We start from the raw sequence: 16,257 nt of genomic DNA, 5'->3' as shown, positions 1-16,257 counted from the left end.
TGCTCTGGCTAATGTTGTTAGCCCAAAGCTAATCCCATTAGCCAGGCCTGTCAAGCATCGTCGTCCGAGGGCGGGTCAGAGGAGGGCCGGGCGGCCGCCGCTCGGGCGGAGGTCGGGGGCGTCCCATGAGGCCGAGAGCGCCTCGAGGTGCCGGCAGAGCTCCGCGATCACGGCGAGCTCGGCCGCCAGGGCGGAGACGCGGTCGGGCGACCGGGCCGCGTCGACGTCGCGGGCGAGGAAGGTGATCGACCAGCGCGGGTCGCCGGGCGCGACCGGCTCGAGGTAGAGGGTGGTGGGCGCGTTCGCCAGCTCGATCACCACGAGACCGGTGTCGGCCCCGTCGGCGCCGTCCTGGCGGAGCACCTCCACGGTGCCCTCGATCGCTCGGCCGGCGGCGAGGAAGTCCTCGAGCCACTGCGTCAGGATCTCCTGCGTGCGGAACGGCACGGCACCTCCTCGGGTCGGTGGATCCATTCGAGTGGATGCGGGCTGGGAGAATGCTCCTTCTGTCCACAAAACGCACCCGTCGTGTCCGCAGAACGAACAGCGGTCGGGGAGCTCAGCGCAGCAGGGTGGTGCGGGGGTACTCGCCGAAGCGCGCCGCGTAGGAGCGCGAGAAGCGTCCGGCATGCGTGAAGCCCCAGCGCGCCGCCACCTGTGCGACCGTGGTCTCGTCGGGGCCGAGCTGCTGCAGCTCGGCCTGCACGCGATCCAGGCGGATGGCCCGCAGGTACTCGGTCGGCGTGACTCCGAGCTGCCGGGCGAACGCCTGCTGAAGTCCGCGCGGTGTCAGCCCGACCTCCTCGGCCACCTCGAACGGTGCGATGGGCAGATGGGCGCTCGCGTGCATCCGCTCGACCGCCCGCCGCAGCCGCACGTTGCGGGGCGCCAGCAGCACCGTCGGCATGCCGCTGCCCTCATGCGCGAACGCGTCCAGCAGGGCGACGGCGGTGCGCCGGTCGATCTCGGCCAGCTGCAGCGGGGTCGGTTCGCCCCGGATGATCAGCCGGGCCGCCTCGTCGACGCTGGCGTTCCACCGCCGCAGCGCATCCGGAGCCGGCAGCACCCCCGAGGCGAAGTGGATGGGCCCCGGGAGCAGCCCCTCGTGCTCGGCCGCCACCCGCTCGAGGAAGCCGGCGTCGAAGTGCACGAGGTTCTGCCGGTAGTCGGCGAAGTCGAAGGCGTACGGCTTGCCCGTCGGGAACATCGCGGGCACGCCGTGCACCAGCGACACCTCGTCGTGACCGACGTCCATCGTGCCGCGGCCGCCGAGCAGCCACGAGACGATGTAGGCGTTCTCGGGCTGGATCGTGCCGGTGATGGTGCCGAGGTAGGTCGAGGAGCGCAGCGTCATGTCGGGGCCGCCGGCCACCGTGTAGCGGTACGAGAACTCCTCGTCGCTCAGCTCGGCGCGGAAGCCCGAGCCGTTGTAGCCGTCCTGGTACATCGCGCGGGCATCGTCGAGCTCCGTGCCGGACGACTCGGTCCGGATCAGTGCGCTCGGTTCACCGTCCATCCCCCGAATTCTCACACAGACGTCGTCCGGCTCCCAGCGGGCCCGGCGGCGGCGCTCGGGCGGGAGGCGGGCCCGGCGGCGGCGCTCGGGCTAGAGGCGGGCCAGGCCGGCGCCCGCGACGCTCGAGCCGGCGCGCACCGACGGGAGCCGGTGACCGTGCAGCACGACCTCGCGGGCCGACCGCATCCGCCGGTCGAGGCCCCACTGCGTGACCTTCACGAGCGACTCGCGCACGATCGACCCGCTCATCTTGGACTCGCCGTGCGTTCGCTCGACGAACAGGATGGGGAACTCGGTGACGCGGAGGCCCGACTGCAGCGCACGCCAGACCAGGTCGAGCTGGAAGCAGTAGCCGTGCGAGGCGACGTCGTCGAGGCCGATGGTGTCGAGCGCGGTGGTGCGGTACGCGCGGAAGCCGCCGGTCGCGTCCTTCACCGCGATGCCCAGGGCGATCCGGGCGTAGAGGTTGCCGCCGCGGCTCAGCATCTTGCGGCTGAGCGGCCAGTTGCGCACCTCTCCGCCGGGCACCCAGCGGGAGCCGAGCACGAGGTCGGAGTGTTCGAGCAGGGCGAGCATCTCGGGCAGGGCCTCGGGCTGGTGGGAGCCGTCGGCGTCCATCTCGATGATCGCGTCGTAGCCGCGCTCGCGCGCCCAGGCGAAGCCCGCCAGGTACGCGACGCCGAGGCCCTCCTTGCCGGCACGGTGCAGCACGTGAACGGCGCTCGAGCCGTCTGCGCCCGGGTGGGCCGCCGCGAGCCGGTCGGCGAGCTCACCGGTGCCGTCGGGCGAGCTGTCGTCGACGATCAGCAGGTCGGCTGCGCCGGTGGCGAGCACCCGCCGGGCGATGGGCTCGAGGTTCTCGAGTTCGTTGTAGGTCGGCATGACCACCAGGGCTCTGTTCATCGCGGCGCCTTCCCTCAAGCCATCGTGTCGAGTCCATGGAACCGCGAACGCCGGCGGCCCGCTCCCGTTCGCGGCGGAATGGGGGCGGGCCTCCAGCAGACTGCGGCCGGGCATCCAGCGGCCTCCCAGCGACGGGGCACGGCCGGGTGCCGGTCAAGGGTGGGCGGCTGGAGCAGCGGCGCGGGCTCAGCCGGTGACGGCGATCTCGTTCGGCACGCCGGCGAGCTCGCTGCTCGCCAGCACCTCGCCGGTGGCCACGTCGACCGCGTGGATGGACGAGGTCGCGGGATCGGTGACGTAGGCCGTTCCGCCGTCGACGACGAGGGCCGGATGCGCGTCCTGCCACTCCGCCGGGCCCTCCCACGCCTCGATGACCGGGAACGAGGCGCCGAACTCCCCCGTCGTGACGTCGAGGACGTGCAGTGCCCCGTCGGTGCCGAGCACGATCGCGTCGTCGTCGGCGGTGCGGGCGACGTCTCGCCAGGTGTAGCCGACGCCCTCGGGCAGCGACACGACCCGGGACGACTTCGCCTCGGTGTCGACGAGCGTCAGCGCGGTGAGCACGTAGCCCTCGGCGTCGGGATCGGCGTCGTAGTCGCCGACCATGATCTGAGAGGTCTCGGTGACGTACGCGTTGCCGGTGCGGCCATAGGCGTCGGGTGCCGCGATCTTGGTGAAGGCGCCGTCGTCGTAGACGAGCACGCCGTCGCTGCAGCCGAACACCGCGACCTCGCCGCGCACCGCTCCCTCGCCGTGCACCGACGGGCACTCCTCGTTGCGGACCGTCTCGGTGCGATCGGAATCGAGGGCTCGAACGCCGGTTCGGGCATCCGGAGTGCCGATCGTCGTGAGCAGCGTGCCGTCGGCGAGCTCGATTGAGACGCCGTGGTGCGCCTCGGGCGAGGGAACCGTCTCGGTCTGGGGCAGCCGGCCCGCGCCGGCGTTCGCGAGCAGCTCGGCGGAGTCGAAGATCGTGGTCTCGCCCGTGCCGTCGGCGAAGAGCATGGTGCGGCCGTGGTGGCGCACGACGTGGCCCGGCGAAGGCGCCTCGAAGACGAGGTCGGTGAGCTCGGGCCCGTCGCTGCTGCCGGCGCCGGTGTCGAGCACCTGGAAACCGTCGGTGGTCGAGACCATCACGCTCCGGCCGTCGCCCGCGGGGTTCACCCGGTTGAAGCCGGCCAGCTCGATGTCGGCGAGCGTGTCGAGGCTCGTGCCGTCGAGCACGAGCAGTCCGCCGTCGTAGGTGAGGGCGATGCGCGGGCCGGTCGACGCGGCCGCGTTCGGGCTGACGGGTCCGGCGTCGCCGGCCGGGTCTCCGGATGCGGTGCTCGCGCAGGCGGACAGGCCGAGCAGCGTCGTGGTCGTCAGAGCGATCGCGGCGATCATCCGTCGATGCGTGGTGGTTCTGGTGTTCATCGTTTCCTTTCGGGGTCGGCCGGTCAGGGCGACAGGCCTGTGGTCGGGGTCGGCCGGTCAGGGCGACAGGCCGGTGGCGATCAGCTGCGCGTTCGAGCGCATCATCTCGAGGTAGGTGGCGGCTCCCCCGCCGGGGGTCGAGAGGGACTCGGTGTGCAGGGCGACCACGTCGACGTCGACGCCGGCCTCCTCGGCGAGCACCTGCACCAGCCGGTCGGGCTGCGAGGCGTCGGCGAAGATCGTGGGGACGCCGGCCTCGCGGATGGCGTCGACGAGCTCCTGCAGGTCGGACGCGCTCGGGGCCGCGAGGGTGGTGCCGCCCGGGATCACCGCGCCGATCACGCGGAACCCGTAGCGGTCGGCGAGGTAGCCGAAGACGTGGTGGTTCGTCACGAGCGCCCGCTGCGCGGACGGGATCGCCTCGAACCGGCCGATCATCTCGGCGTCGAGCGCCTGCAGCTCGGCCCGGTAGCGATCGGCGGCGGCGGCGAGGCGGGCCGGGTCGATGCCCTCGGCAGCAGCCAGCGTCGGCTCGAGGCCGTCGACGATGTCGATCATGCGGGCGGGGTCGGTCCAGAAGTGGGGGTCGGGCTCGCCGCGGGCGTCGCCGTCGGTGTAGTCGAGCGGGTCGATGAGCTCGCCGGCCTCGACGGTGGGCACGCCGTCCTCGGCGGCGGCGTCGACGTGGTGCTGCAGCCCCTCCTCGAGGCCGAGACCGTTCGAGACGACGAGCGCGGCGTCTCGCAGGCGCGCCGCCTCGGTCGCCGAGATCTCGAAGGAGTGCGGATCGGCCTCGGGCGGCATCAGGGTGAGCACCTCGGCCTGGTCGCCGACGAGCTCGGTGACGACGTCGCCGAGGATGGTCGTGGTGACGGCGACGACGGGGCGGCCGGCGGGCGGCGGGTCGGTGGCCATGGAGGTGGTGGCGGTGCAGCCGGTCAGGGCGGCGAGCGCCGCGAGGATCGCCGCCGTCGCGGCGACGCGGGCCGGGCGGGTCGCGGTCATCATCCCACCTCCGCGAGGGCCGCTGCGCCGCCGGGGATGTCGAGCGTGCGGGCGATGCGCGCCCGGTCGCGGTAGTCGATCTCGAGCACCGTGCCGGCCGACGGCGCGTTCACGTAGGCGCGGTCGGCGTCGACCTCGAACACGAGCTCGGCCGGCACCTGCCCGTCGACGATCTCGGCGGCGAGCACGGGCTCGCTCCGTGCGGGTGCGGCCCCGTCCCCTGCGCTCTGCGCGTCGAGCACGACGATCCGGCCCTCGACGTCGACGCCCACCACGGTGCCGTCGGCGTCGCCCACGGCGGTCGCGCGGAGCAGCGGGGCGGGACTCGGCAGCAGCGTCCAGCGGCGATCGCGGGTGTCGAGCAGCCAGGCGCCACGGCCTCCGGCCACCGCCGCGACGTCGGGGCGACCGGGGCGGCCGGCGAAGGACATCGCGCGATCCCCGTCTGCTATGTCGTCGGGGTAGGGGATGCGCTCGAAGCGGATCGAGCCACCCCCGGTTTCGGCGGTCGCGAGCACGGCGCCGTCGGCGCAGCTGAACGCGGCTCCCACCCGGGTGAGCTCGGCGCCGGCGGGCGCAGCGCAGTCGGCTTCGACATCGAGCCGTATGCCGTCCGCGGAATACGACGCGAGCGCGCCCGCTTCCACGTTCTCCGAGTCGGGTGCCGGGCCGACCAGCAGATCTTCCAGCGGGAGCAGGGCTCCCCCAGCGGCGAGCGGGATGCGCGCGCGCTCCTCGAGCCGGCCGTCAGCGAGCGCCTCCCCATCCAGGACGATCCCCAGGCCCTCCCCCGCAGAGCTGTCGCCGGCACCCGGGAGGGACACGGCGGTCAGGGTGGTGCTCGACGCCAGTCGGGCGGGACCCGCATCCGCCCTGTCGTCGAGGCGACCCAGCGAGCGCGGCTCGGCGAGGTAGTAGTGGGAGTGGTCGCCGTGCGGCACCGTCCAGGTGCCGGTGTCGACGACCGTCGCGCGGCCGTCGGGCTCCGTGACGACGGCGTAGCGGCCGTCGCTCGAGAGCGCTCCCTGGGCCTCGTCGAGGAGCGCGACCGAGTCGCCGGTGGCCGGGTCGAACGCCTGCAGGCCGGTCTCGCCGAGCGTGATCAGGCGCAGCTGCGGTTCGGGCATCTCGGCGGCACCGGCCACGAACCCGTGCCCGTCGCCGGCCGTCGACGCCGGAGCGCGATCGGTCGCGCTCGGCGGAGAGGTGCAGCCCGCCAGCGTCAGCCCGATGACGGCGAGGAGGGCGCTGACGACGACGGCACTCCGGCGGATGGGGATGAACGAGGTGCTCACAGTTCTGCGGTCTCCTTGACTGAGCCGCCGAGGCGGACGGGGCCGGGGGTGGGAACAGGGGCCGTCGTGGGGACGACGGCGCCACCGGCGGCGCGGGCCGGAGCAAAGGCGCGGCCAGAAGCGGTGCGGCGGCCCGAGGCGCGGCGGGCGGTTCGGCGGGTGGCGCGGCGGGCGGTGGTCGCCGTGAGGAGCGCTCGGGCGAGCGCCGACAGCGCCGTCAGCAGCGCTGCCATCGCCGCGATCGTGGCGCCCGCGGCGGTGGCCGCGTGCCACGAGACGAGCAGCCCCCCGAGCACGGCGAGCGCGCCGAGTGCCGCGGCGAGCGCCATGGTCGCCGGGATGCTCCGCACCCACCGCCCCGCCGCGACCGCCGGACCGAGCAGCAGTCCCACCACGAGCAGGCTCCCGACGGCCTGGTACGAGGCCACGACGACGAGCGTCACCAACCCCACGAGCACCGGCCGCGCGATCCACGGCCGGAGCCCCAGGGTCGCGGCGATCCGCTCGTCGAAGGTCGCCGCCACGAACGAGCGATGGAACACCGCACACACCCCCAGCGCCAGCAGCAGAGCGCCCGCCAGCAGGGCGATGTCCCCCCACGAGATGGCCAGCACGTCACCGAACAGGATGGCGGTGAGGTCGGTGGCGAACGACCGCGACCGCGACACGACGATCACGCCGAGGCTGAGCATGGCCACGAAGAGCAGACCGATGGCGGTGTCGTCCGACAGCCGCCCCCGCCGCGACGCGACCCCGATGCCGGCGGTCATCACGGAGGCGCTGACCGCCGCCCCGACGACGGGCGGCAGACCGAGGAGCGTCGCGACGGCCACCCCGGGCAGCACCCCGTGCGCCATCGCCTCCCCGAGGAAGGCCATGCCGCGGATCACGACCCACGTGCCCACTACCCCGCAGAGCACCGCCACCAGCACGCCGCCGACGAGGGCACGCAGCAGGAAGCCGGCGGCGAAGGGCTCGAGCAGTTCGGTCATGGTCACCGACCCTAGCGTTAATTGATAACCATTCTCATTAAGTTAGGATCGGCGCGTGACCTCCCTACCCGCTCCGACGACCGGGCCGCTCGTGCGGCTGACCGCCGTGTCCGCCGCCTACGGCGACCGGCTCGTGCTCGACCGGGTCGACTTCGAACCGCCCGAGGGCCGGCTGACCGTGCTGCTCGGGCCGAACGGATCGGGCAAGTCGACGCTGCTCGCGGTGCTGGCGGGCATCCTGAAACCGAGCTCGGGGCACCTCGAACGCCGGCCGCGATCGAGCGTGGCACTCGTGGTGCAGCGCAGCGCCGCCCCCGAACGGATGCCCCTGACCGTGCGCGAGGTCGTGTCGATGGGGCGCTGGCGGGCGCGCGGACCCGTCGGCCTCCTGCGCGCCGCCGACCGCCGCATCGTCGACGACGCTCTCGACGCCCTGCAGATCGGGCCGCTCGCGCGGAGGCCGCTGCACGAGCTGTCGGGCGGACAGCGTCAGCGCGCGCTCGTCGCCCAGGCGCTCGCCCAACGGGCCGCGCTCGTGCTGCTCGACGAGCCGGCCTCGGGGGTGGACGACCGGGCGCAGGAGCTCATCCGCGCGGCGGTCGACGCCGAGCTGGCGCGCGGGGCGACCGTCGTGCAGGCCACGCACGACCCCGCCTGGGCCGGGCGGGCCGGCCCCCGAGGACTCGTGCTGCGGCTGACCGGGCCCGGCACCGTCGCACCGGAGGGGCAGCCGTCAACCCCTCCGGGCGCCTTCGGGTGAACGGCTCGCATTCCCTATGATTCTGCTGTGGCCGAGCGGCCATTCCCGTCGCCAGTGCAGAGGAGGACCGGTGCCGTTCCGTACCAAGGAGCTGCTCGAGGAGTGGCTCGCCGAATTCATCGCCGAGGAGCATCCGATGCCCGGCGAGCTCGAAGTGCTGCGCCACGAAGACCTGAGCGGCGGCGACACCGGCCTCGTGGTGGTTCGCCTGAAGAACGCCGGCCCCTACGCCTACCTCGAACCGACCGCGCCCGGCGACCCGAGCTGGCAGGTCGTGTTCGCGCCCCGGCACGACGAGCTCACCCTCGACGTCGAGCGGCTGAACGAGCTCTCGGAGGAGCTGGTGGTGGCGGCGGAGCTGTGCTCGTTCCTGGAGCAGAAGTCGCGCGAGCACCTCGCGGCCGTGCCCGCGGCCGTGCCCGCGGCGCAGTAACCGGCGCTCCCAGCGGCGCGCAGGCCCGCCACCGGTCCCGTGCCCGCGGCGTGCGTGGTCACCTGCGCGACCGGATGCGTCACCCCGGCGACGTCGGGGGTCGCGTTCCGAGGCCGGTGGGCCGGGCATCCGCAGACTTGACGGCGACCCGAAAGGCGCTCGCCCACCATGCCCAACAGCCCCGACCCGAGCCCCCGCCCCGTGCGCCGGCTCGCGGGATGGCGCCTGATCGTGGTCGTCTTCGTGTCGGTGTTCGCCGTGGGTACCTCGAGCTGGGCGGCGAGCGCCTCGTGGACCGCGGCCCCCGTCACCCTCGCCGGTTCGGCCGCGGCGGCATCCGTGTCGGTGACCTCGACCGTCACGACACCTCCGACCGGGCAGTTCGCGGTGCAGGTCACCTCACCACCCGTGACCGAGACGACGCACCTCGGGGCGTTCACCTACGCGAACACCGGCACCGTACCGCTCGCGCTCACCGTCGCGGCGACGAACACCAACGGCACCCTCGCCGCGAACATCGCGGTCACCTTCTGGAGCGCGAGCACGGCGGCTCTCTGCGGCAGCAGCGTGCCCGCCTCGGGAACCACCTCGGGAGCCCTGACCGGCGCGCTCACCCTGCCGGCCGCCTTCGCCTCGGTGCCGGCGGGCAGCTCGCTCGCCCTCTGCGTCGCGCTGCGGCTGACCACGACGACGGCGGCCTCGCAGGGCCAGACCGTCACGGCCACCTTCACCCTCACCGGCCGCGTCGGCGCGAACTGGAGCGCGACGGCGGCGTCGGCGATCACGCAGAGCGTCTACCGGGTTCCCGACCCGGGCACGGTCACCTGCACGAACGGCACCGGAACCTCGACCGACCCCGTCGGCACGGTGACGCTGTCGTTCCCGAGGGCGGTGGGTGCGACGAGCTACAACGTCGTCAGGGCGAGCACGCCGGGCACGGTGATCGTGAACGCGGTGCCGCCCGACCCGAACGCCCCCACGATCAAGGTCAACGGCAGCCAGCTCGGCGTCCTCAGCCTCGGCTCCGTCCCGATACTCGTGCAAGCGGTCGACGGCACCTACGGCACCGTGTCGGCGGGGTCGCCCTACACCCTGAACGTCGTCGTCCTGGGCCTCCTCGGTCTGCGCTGCTGAGCGCCGCCGCCTACCGGAACGGTGCCGTCGGCGATGCGTGCCCGGCGCGCCCGGTGCCCGCTGCCGTTCGGCAGAATGGAGGGGTGACTGACGCGCATCCGGCCGACCCGACCCCGCCCGACACGACCCCGGAGGTGCTGCGGCTCACCGCCTTCGCGGCCACGCCCGAGGGCGGCAACCCCGCCGGGGTGGTGCTCGAGGCCGGCGGCTTCGACGACGCCGCGCTGCAGGCGATCGCGGCCGAGGTCGGCTACTCCGAGACGGCGTTCCTCGTCGACCCCGCCATCGACGGCGACGAGCGCCACGTGCGCGCGCGCTACTTCTCGCCGACGGCCGAGGTGCCCTTCTGCGGCCACGCCACCATCGCGACCGCGGTCGCCCTCGCCGAGCAGCGCGGCCCTGGGCCCTTCACGGTCGAGACCCCCGTCGGCCCCATCGTGATCGAGACGACCCGAGACGGTGACCGGATGCTCGCCGCCTTCACCAGCGTCACCCCCGACGTCCGGGTGCCCGACGAGGGCGTCGCCGACGACCTGCTGGCCCTGCTGGGACTCTCCCCGGCCGATCTCGACCCCCGCTTCCCGCTGCTGGAGTCGTTCGCGGGCAACTGGCATCCCGTGGTCGCCGTGGCCTCCCCCGCGACCTTCGACGCGTTCGCCTTCGACCCGGCGGCCCTCCGCGCGCTGATGGACCGCCGCGGCTGGCGGGGCACCGTCACCGTGATGCACGCGCCCGCTGCAGGCGCCCTCGACCCGCGCGCCTCGGTGCCCTCCTCGGCGCCCGCCGCTCCGGCGCCCGCCGCCCCGGCCGAGCTCGAGGTCGAGACGCGCAACCTCTTCCCGGTCGGCGCCATCACCGAGGACCCGGCGACCGGCTCGGCGGCCGCCTCCCTCGGCGGCTACCTCCGACACCTCGGCGCGCTCACCCCGCCGGCCCGCCTCACCATCCACCAGGGCCGCCACGTCGGCCGACCCAGCCTCCTCGTCGCCACCATCCCGGCCGCGGGCGGCATCCGCGTCGAGGGCACCGCGACCCCCATCCCCTGAACCGGCGAGCGCGCGGTGCCGACGGGGCGGGTCAGGGGGCCAGGGCCGCGATCGCCGTGATCTCGACGAGGGCGCCGGGCACGCCGAGGCCCGCGACGAAGGCCGCCGTGACGAGGGGCGGATGCTCCGACGCGAGCTCCCCCGCGATCGCCCCGTAGCCCGCCCGGAGGTCGGCGCCCTCGACGAAGAGCACGGTCCACTGCACGACGTCGTCGAGCGTGGCGCCGGCGGCGGCCAGCGCGACGCGGGCGTTCTCGAGCGCCCGGGCCGCCTGCGCCCCGACGTCGGGCGCGACGACCGCGCCCGACTCGTCGACGCCGTTCTGCCCGCCGACGTAGACGGTCGTCGAGCCCGGCGGCACCACGGCGACGTGGCTGAAGGCGGGACTGCGCACGAGCCCCTCGGGGCGGATCCGTTCGATGGCCATCCTCCACGATGGCACCCCGACTCCCCCGCGCGGAAGCCCTTGCGACTACGTTCCGGCCCCGCGCGCGACGGAGGGATCCGGCACGGGGTAGACGTCGATCCCGGCCGCCACAGCCACCGCCCGATACGCCGCCGCGAGCGAGTCGACGCTCTCGTGCGCGTTCAGTCCGCTCGGGTTCGGCACCACCCACAGCTCCGCCCCCGCCAGATCGGCCGGCTGCCGTCCGACGACGGCGCGCGGCTGCCCGAACGCGATGCGGAAGGTCGTGATCCCGAGCAGCGCCACCACCCGCGGCCTCAGCTCGGCGACGCGCGGGGCGAGCGACGAGGCTCCGTCGCGCAGCTGCTGCGCGGTGAGCTCGTCGGCCCGCGCGGTCGCCCCGGCGACGAGGGTGGTGATGCCGACGCCGCGCGCGAAGAGGTGGGCACGGTCATCCTGAAGCAGCCCCGCCGAGGCGTCGACGACACGATCCAGGATGCCCGCCCGGTGCAGCGCCGGCCAGAACCGGTTGCCCGGCCGACTGAACGGCGCCTGCACGGCTGCGGTGTGCAGCCCGGGGTTGATGCCCACGAGCAGCAGCCGCGGCGCCGGCCCCACCACGTCGGGGATCGACCGGCCCCGGAACGCGTCGAGATCGGCGCGCGTGAAGCCGGTGCGGGTGCTGCCACCAGGGCAGGTTACGGTGGGGGAAGCCATGCCCGAAGGCTACTCGAGCAGCTTCCCGCCCACCGAGACCTCCTCGGCCATCAGCGCCGCGATCTCGGACGGGATCTCCGGGATCGACTCCCGCGTCACCCCACCCGACGGCGACCACACCAGGTTCACCTGCAGCGCAGGATCCATCGACGGGTAGTCGCTCCGGTTGTGGCACCCCCGCGTCTCGCGCCGCTCGAGCGCCGCCTCGAGGGTGGCCCGGGCCGCCAGCGCGGCCGACTTGAGGTCGAAGGCGTGCGCGAGGTCCTGGTACCCGGCGATGTCGGGGTGCACGCCCACGTCGCCGATGCGCGCCTCGATGGTGTCGAGCTCGGCGAGGCCGGCCCGCAGCCCCTCCTCGTCACGGACGACACCGGCATGCTCGGTCATCGTGTTGCGGATGGCCCGCTGCAGCGCCCGCACGTTCTCGGGCCCGTCGCCCTCGAGGAGCGACGTGATCTCCGACCGCGCCGTCTCGACCGCCGCGGCCGAGCGCTTCTGCGCCGTGAGCCCGCTCGAGTACGCTGCTGCAGCCTGCCCGACGATCCGTCCGAAGACGAGCAGCTCGATCAGGGAGTTGCCGCCCAGCCGGTTCGCACCGTGCAGCCCCGACGAGGCCTCGCCGATGGCGTAGAGCCCGGGAACGTCGGTCGAGTGGTCCTCGGGCCGCACCCAGACCCCGCCCATCGAGTAGTGCGCGGTGGGCGCGATCTCGATCGGGTCGGTCGTGATGTCGAGCATCTGCAACTCGAGCATCGTCTGGTAGACGCGCGGCAGCCGGGTCATGATCGTCTCGCGCGGCAGATGCGACACGTCGAGCCAGACCCCGCCGTTCGGCGTACCGCGACCCTCCTTGATCTCGGTGTAGCAGGCCAGGGCCACCCGGTCGCGCGTCGAGAGCTCGAGCCGCTCGGGGTCGTACTTGTGCATGAACCGCTCGCCGAGACCGTTGCGCAGGATGCCCCCCTCACCACGGGCGGCCTCGCTGATCAGCGTGCCGGCGGCGTTCTCGGGCTCGATGATGCCGCTCGGGTGGAACTGCACCAGCTCCGGGTCGCGCAGCCGCCCGCCCGCCTCCACGGCGAGCCGGAACGAGTCGCCGGTGTTCTCGTCGCGTCGGGACGAGGTGCGGCGCCAGATGCGGTTGTGTCCGCCGGCGGCGAGGATCACGGCATCCGCGTGGATGAGGTAGCGGGTGCCGTCCTCGACGTCGAAGCCGTAGGCGCCGAACACCGCGCCGTCGTCGTTCACGAGGATGCGCGTGACGTACACCGTGTCGAGGATCGGCACGTCCAGCTGCGCGGCGCGGTTCACCAGCGTGCGCTGGATCTCGAGCCCCGTGTAGTCGCCCGCAAAGGCGGTGCGGCGGTAGGTGTGCGCGCCGAAGAAGCGCTGCGAGATGCGGCCGTCGCCCTCGCGCGCGAACGGCATTCCGTAGCGCTCGAGGTCGTCGATGCCCTGCGCGGCGCCCTCGGTGACGATCTGCACCGTATGGGGGTTGGCGAGGAGGTAGGACTCCTTGAGCGTGTCGGCGGCGTGCTGCTGCCAGCTGTCCTCGGGGTCCATCGTCGCGAGCGCGGCGTTGATGCCGCCGGCCGCGAGGGAGGTGTGGGCGTCGCTCTTGGAGCGCTTGCCGAGGGCAAGCACGTCGACGCCGGCCTCGGCCAGCTCGATGGCGGCGCGGAGGCCGGAGCCGCCCGTGCCGATGACGAGCACGGTGGTGGAGATCTGTCGTTCTGTGGGGCGCATGCCTCAACGCTAGGATGGGTGCTCTTATTACTCCAATGCATCTTGAGCGTTGTGACGATGCGCGTAAGCTATCGCCATGAACCTCGATCAGTTGCGAGGGTTCGCCGAGGTGGCCCGCGAGGGCAACTTCACCCGCGCATCCGAGAACCTGCATCTCGCCCAGCCCTCGCTCAGCCGGCAGATCGCCGCCCTCGAGCACGACCTCGGCGCCGAGCTGTTCACGCGCGCCCGCGGCGGCAGCACCCTCACGGCGGCCGGCGAGTCACTCCTGCCCCTGGCGAAGCGGATGCTCGCCGACGCCGATTCCGTGCGACGCGAACTCGCCGAACTCGCCGGCCTCCAGCGCGGCACGGTGCGCCTCGGGGCCACCCCGACCCTCTGCATCAGCCTCGTCGCGGAGGTGCTGAAGGACTTCCACGCCGAGCACCCCGGCGTCGAGCTGCATCTCTCGGAGCACGGCTCGCGGCGGCTGCTCGACCAGCTCGCGGGCGGCGAGCTCGATCTGGCCCTGATCACGACCTCGCACGCGACCACCGCCGAGCGCTTCACCGTGAGCCCGCTGCTCGTGGAGGAGCTGGTGCTGATCTCCTCGGCGGCGGCTCCCCCGGTCGCGCCCGGAGCCACGCTGTCGCTGTCGCAGGCGGCCGCGCTGCCCCAGATCGTCTTCAGCCGCAGCTACGACCTGCGGGCGGCCACCGACGAGGCCTTCGCTCTCGCCGGGTTGACGCCCGATGTCGTGCTCGAGGGCGCCGAGATGGACGCGGTGCTCCGCTTCGTCGAGCGCGGCCTCGGCGTGGCGATCGTGCCGGCGATGGTGCTGATCGACCGCCCGGGCCTCCGCTCGCTGCGCCTCGCGGGGCCGCCCCTCACCCGCACGATCAGCCTCGCCCGGCCGCGCGACGTCACCCCGTCCCGCGCCGTGCAGGTGATGCAGCGCACCGTCGCCACCACGGCCCGCGCCTTCGCCTCCCGCGCGACCGCGACGATGCGCCCCGCCTGACCCCCGCCCCACGAGGTCGACCGTGGATGCGCGGCGCGGCCACTGCCACCGCGGCGGCCCGCGCCCCGGCGTACGGTGGCGAGCGTGCCCCAGTTCACCGGAATCCACCACGTCGCCGTCACCGTCAGCGACCTCGCCGCCTCCGCCGCCTTCTACGAGCGCGTCCTCGGCTTCCCGCCCGCGGGCGGGATCGACGACGAGCACCTGCACCGACGGCTCTTCACCCTGCCCGACGGCGTCAACCTCGGCCTCACTCAGCACGACACCGCGACGAGCGAGAGCTTCAGCCCGTTCCGACCCGGCCTCGACCACCTCGGCCTCGCGGTCGCCGACCGCGCCGAGCTCGAGGCGTGGGCGGCCCACCTCGACACCGTCGGCATCGCGCACAGCGGCCTGGTCGACGCCGACTACGGCACCGCCCTCAGCTTCACCGACCCCGACGGCACAGCCCTGGAGTTCTTCACCCCGACCCCGTGACGCATGCCCGGAAGCGGACATGTCCGCAACCGGGCCTTGTGTCGGATAGCGCCCGGGCCCGATCCTGAAGGGCAGTCCCGATCACTGCGCGAGGGAGTCCACCGTGCCAGACCTGAACCGACGCTCCGTCCTCGCGATGGGCGCCTGGTCCGTGCCGGTGGTGGCCGCCGCCGTCGCCGCTCCGGCGGAGGCAGCCAGCACCGAGTTCGCGTTCGCCCTGGTGCTGTCGCCCGAGTCGGCGACCACCTACCGCGACGTCCGCAGCTCGGTGAACCTCTCGATCATGAACACGTCGACGACGGAGTTCTCCGGCACCGTGTCCGTCATCATGTCGGGGATGTTCGTGCAGCACTCCGACAACTTCTTCATCGTCGCCATCGCCGAGACCCCCCAGTGGTCGGGCGTGACGCGCACCGTGTACTCGTCCACCACGCTCTCCTGGTCGGGAATCCTGGCCCCCGGTGCGATCAGCAACTCCGTGCTGCTGCAGCCCCAGTCGCAGCACCTGAACTACCCCGCGTCGGACACCCTCGCCTTCAACGCGGTCGACCGGACCGCCGCCCCGAAGAACTTCACCGTCACCTGGTACTGACCCCGCCGCACACGGGCAAAAAGAAAACCGCCAGATCGTGGGGATCTGACGGTGCAGTGCGGAGACGGTGGGATTTGAACCCACGGTACCCTTGACGGGTACTCCACCTTAGCAGGGTGGTGCACTAGGCCGAACTATGCGACGTCTCCTTGGCTTTCGCCTGTGCCATCATAGCCGACGGTTCGCGCGAAGTCGGCCACCGCATCCGCCGCCGCCGTCAGGTGCTCGGCGTGGGTGCGCCCCGAGAGCTTCGCGCGCGGCTTGAACTCGTGCTCGCCGTCCTCCAGCCAGACGAAGCGGATGCTCGCCGCCAGCCCGTACGCCGGCACCTCCTCGACCGTGCCGAACGGGTCGCGCGTGCCCTGGCAGACGAGCGTCGGCGTGGCGAGCGAGAGCAGGTGCGCGGTGCGCAGCCTCTCGGGCCGCCCCGGTGGATGGAACGGGTACCCGAGGCACACCAGCCCCCGCACCTCGCCGTCGGCCCGCAGCTCGTCGGCGACGAGGCTGGCGACGCGGCCGCCCATCGACTTGCCGCCGATCAGCACCGGGCGCGCGGCCGGTTCGGCCGAAAGCACCGCCGCGACGGCGGCGCGGTACTCGCCCATCAGCGTCTCGGCCTTCGGCGGCGGCTTGCGGCGTCCGTCGGGCCCGCGGCGGGCGGCCATGTACGCGAACTCGAAGCGGGCGACGCGCACGCCGCGGTCGGCGAGGAGGGCCGCCATCCGGTTCATCCAGTCCGAGTCCATCGCCGCGCCGGCGCCGTGCGCGAGCACGAGCACGGGGCCGTCGGCGGGGCCGGTCCAGAGCAGCTCGGGCACG

General features: G+C 73.4%; 18 protein-coding genes and 1 tRNA gene. 7 read left to right on the top strand and 12 right to left on the bottom strand.

Annotation, left to right across the window (positions count from 1 at the left end):
• Positions 1 to 75 precede the first annotated feature (75 nt).
• The 7 genes from BJ984_RS04965 to aztB form a co-directional block, all read right to left on the bottom strand.
• A complete protein-coding gene (locus BJ984_RS04965; protein ID WP_179547083.1) occupies positions 76 to 447 on the bottom strand; it encodes a hypothetical protein in 372 nt (123 codons plus the stop codon).
• A gap of 112 nt (positions 448 to 559) precedes the next feature.
• A complete protein-coding gene (locus BJ984_RS04960; RefSeq protein WP_179547082.1) occupies positions 560 to 1,516 on the bottom strand; it encodes an AraC family transcriptional regulator in 957 nt (318 codons plus the stop codon).
• A 90-nt stretch (positions 1,517 to 1,606) separates the two neighbouring features.
• A complete protein-coding gene (locus tag BJ984_RS04955) occupies positions 1,607 to 2,419 on the bottom strand; it encodes a polyprenol monophosphomannose synthase (RefSeq protein WP_179547081.1) in 813 nt (270 codons plus the stop codon).
• A gap of 186 nt (positions 2,420 to 2,605) precedes the next feature.
• Positions 2,606 to 3,835, bottom strand: coding sequence for a zinc metallochaperone AztD (gene aztD, locus BJ984_RS04950; protein WP_246306432.1), 1,230 nt, complete (start codon positions 3,833 to 3,835; stop codon positions 2,606 to 2,608).
• 57 nt (positions 3,836 to 3,892) lie between these two features.
• Positions 3,893 to 4,840, bottom strand: coding sequence for a zinc ABC transporter substrate-binding protein AztC (aztC, locus tag BJ984_RS04945; protein WP_218869975.1), 948 nt, complete (start codon positions 4,838 to 4,840; stop codon positions 3,893 to 3,895).
• Positions 4,840 to 6,135: a hypothetical protein gene (locus BJ984_RS04940; protein WP_179547079.1), complete on the bottom strand. Its 1,296-nt coding sequence runs from the start codon at positions 6,133 to 6,135 to the stop codon at positions 4,840 to 4,842. Before BJ984_RS04940 ends, aztC begins: the two co-directional genes overlap by 1 nt.
• Positions 6,132 to 7,127, bottom strand: coding sequence for a zinc ABC transporter permease AztB (aztB, locus tag BJ984_RS04935; protein WP_179547078.1), 996 nt, complete (start codon positions 7,125 to 7,127; stop codon positions 6,132 to 6,134). The genes BJ984_RS04940 and aztB overlap by 4 nt, the downstream gene beginning before the upstream one ends.
• Before the next feature lie 55 nt (positions 7,128 to 7,182).
• On the opposite strand from aztB, the gene aztA reads away from it, so the two are divergent.
• The 4 genes from aztA to BJ984_RS18555 all read left to right on the top strand — a co-directional run bounded on the left by aztA (position 7,183) and on the right by BJ984_RS18555 (position 10,500).
• Complete coding sequence (gene aztA, locus BJ984_RS04930; RefSeq protein WP_271206405.1) at positions 7,183 to 7,887, top strand: zinc ABC transporter ATP-binding protein AztA; 705 nt, start codon at positions 7,183 to 7,185, stop codon at positions 7,885 to 7,887.
• 70 nt (positions 7,888 to 7,957) lie between these two features.
• Positions 7,958 to 8,320, top strand: coding sequence for a hypothetical protein (locus tag BJ984_RS04925; protein WP_179547077.1), 363 nt, complete (start codon positions 7,958 to 7,960; stop codon positions 8,318 to 8,320).
• A 168-nt stretch (positions 8,321 to 8,488) separates the two neighbouring features.
• Positions 8,489 to 9,454, top strand: coding sequence for a hypothetical protein (locus tag BJ984_RS18560; protein WP_246306431.1), 966 nt, complete (start codon positions 8,489 to 8,491; stop codon positions 9,452 to 9,454).
• Positions 9,455 to 9,537: 83 nt separating this feature from the next.
• On the top strand, positions 9,538 to 10,500 hold the full coding sequence (locus BJ984_RS18555) for a PhzF family phenazine biosynthesis protein (protein ID WP_271206404.1): 963 nt from the start codon (positions 9,538 to 9,540) through the stop codon (positions 10,498 to 10,500).
• Between the two features lie 31 nt (positions 10,501 to 10,531).
• Here BJ984_RS18555 and BJ984_RS04915 read toward each other — a convergent pair whose 3' ends face one another.
• From BJ984_RS04915 to BJ984_RS04905, 3 genes are read right to left on the bottom strand one after another with little or no spacing between them, the layout of a single operon-like run.
• Positions 10,532 to 10,927: a RidA family protein gene (locus BJ984_RS04915; RefSeq protein WP_179547076.1), complete on the bottom strand. Its 396-nt coding sequence runs from the start codon at positions 10,925 to 10,927 to the stop codon at positions 10,532 to 10,534.
• A gap of 45 nt (positions 10,928 to 10,972) precedes the next feature.
• The gene (locus BJ984_RS04910; RefSeq protein WP_179547075.1) at positions 10,973 to 11,623 is read right to left on the bottom strand and encodes a mismatch-specific DNA-glycosylase; all 651 of its coding nucleotides are present in this window, start codon (positions 11,621 to 11,623) and stop codon (positions 10,973 to 10,975) included.
• 9 nt (positions 11,624 to 11,632) lie between these two features.
• On the bottom strand, positions 11,633 to 13,369 hold the full coding sequence (locus BJ984_RS04905) for an L-aspartate oxidase (RefSeq protein ID WP_179547074.1): 1,737 nt from the start codon (positions 13,367 to 13,369) through the stop codon (positions 11,633 to 11,635).
• Between the two features lie 76 nt (positions 13,370 to 13,445).
• Between BJ984_RS04905 and BJ984_RS04900 the strand changes: the two genes are divergently transcribed.
• The 3 genes from BJ984_RS04900 to BJ984_RS04890 all read left to right on the top strand — a co-directional run bounded on the left by BJ984_RS04900 (position 13,446) and on the right by BJ984_RS04890 (position 15,438).
• Positions 13,446 to 14,369 carry a LysR family transcriptional regulator gene (locus BJ984_RS04900; RefSeq protein ID WP_179547073.1) on the top strand — a complete coding sequence of 308 codons (924 nt, stop codon included), beginning with the start codon at positions 13,446 to 13,448 and terminating at the stop codon, positions 14,367 to 14,369.
• Positions 14,370 to 14,453: 84 nt separating this feature from the next.
• Complete coding sequence (locus BJ984_RS04895; protein WP_179547072.1) at positions 14,454 to 14,846, top strand: VOC family protein; 393 nt, start codon at positions 14,454 to 14,456, stop codon at positions 14,844 to 14,846.
• 103 nt (positions 14,847 to 14,949) lie between these two features.
• Complete coding sequence (locus BJ984_RS04890) at positions 14,950 to 15,438, top strand: hypothetical protein (protein ID WP_179547071.1); 489 nt, start codon at positions 14,950 to 14,952, stop codon at positions 15,436 to 15,438.
• Between the two features lie 59 nt (positions 15,439 to 15,497).
• Here the strand turns inward: BJ984_RS04890 and BJ984_RS04885 are convergent.
• Together BJ984_RS04885 and BJ984_RS04880 are read right to left on the bottom strand one after the other, a co-directional pair.
• Positions 15,498 to 15,587 (bottom strand) — tRNA-Ser (locus tag BJ984_RS04885).
• Positions 15,573 to 16,256, bottom strand: coding sequence for an alpha/beta family hydrolase (locus BJ984_RS04880; protein ID WP_179547070.1), 684 nt, complete (start codon positions 16,254 to 16,256; stop codon positions 15,573 to 15,575). The genes BJ984_RS04885 and BJ984_RS04880 overlap by 15 nt, the downstream gene beginning before the upstream one ends.
• Between the last annotated feature and the right edge of the window lies 1 nt (position 16,257).

The sequence above is a fragment of the Herbiconiux flava genome (assembly GCF_013409865.1).
In the GTDB taxonomy this organism is placed as follows: Bacteria; Actinomycetota; Actinomycetes; order Actinomycetales; family Microbacteriaceae; genus Herbiconiux; species Herbiconiux flava.
Note: the sequence above shows the minus strand (reverse complement) of the source record. Positions and strands in the feature narration are given on the sequence as shown.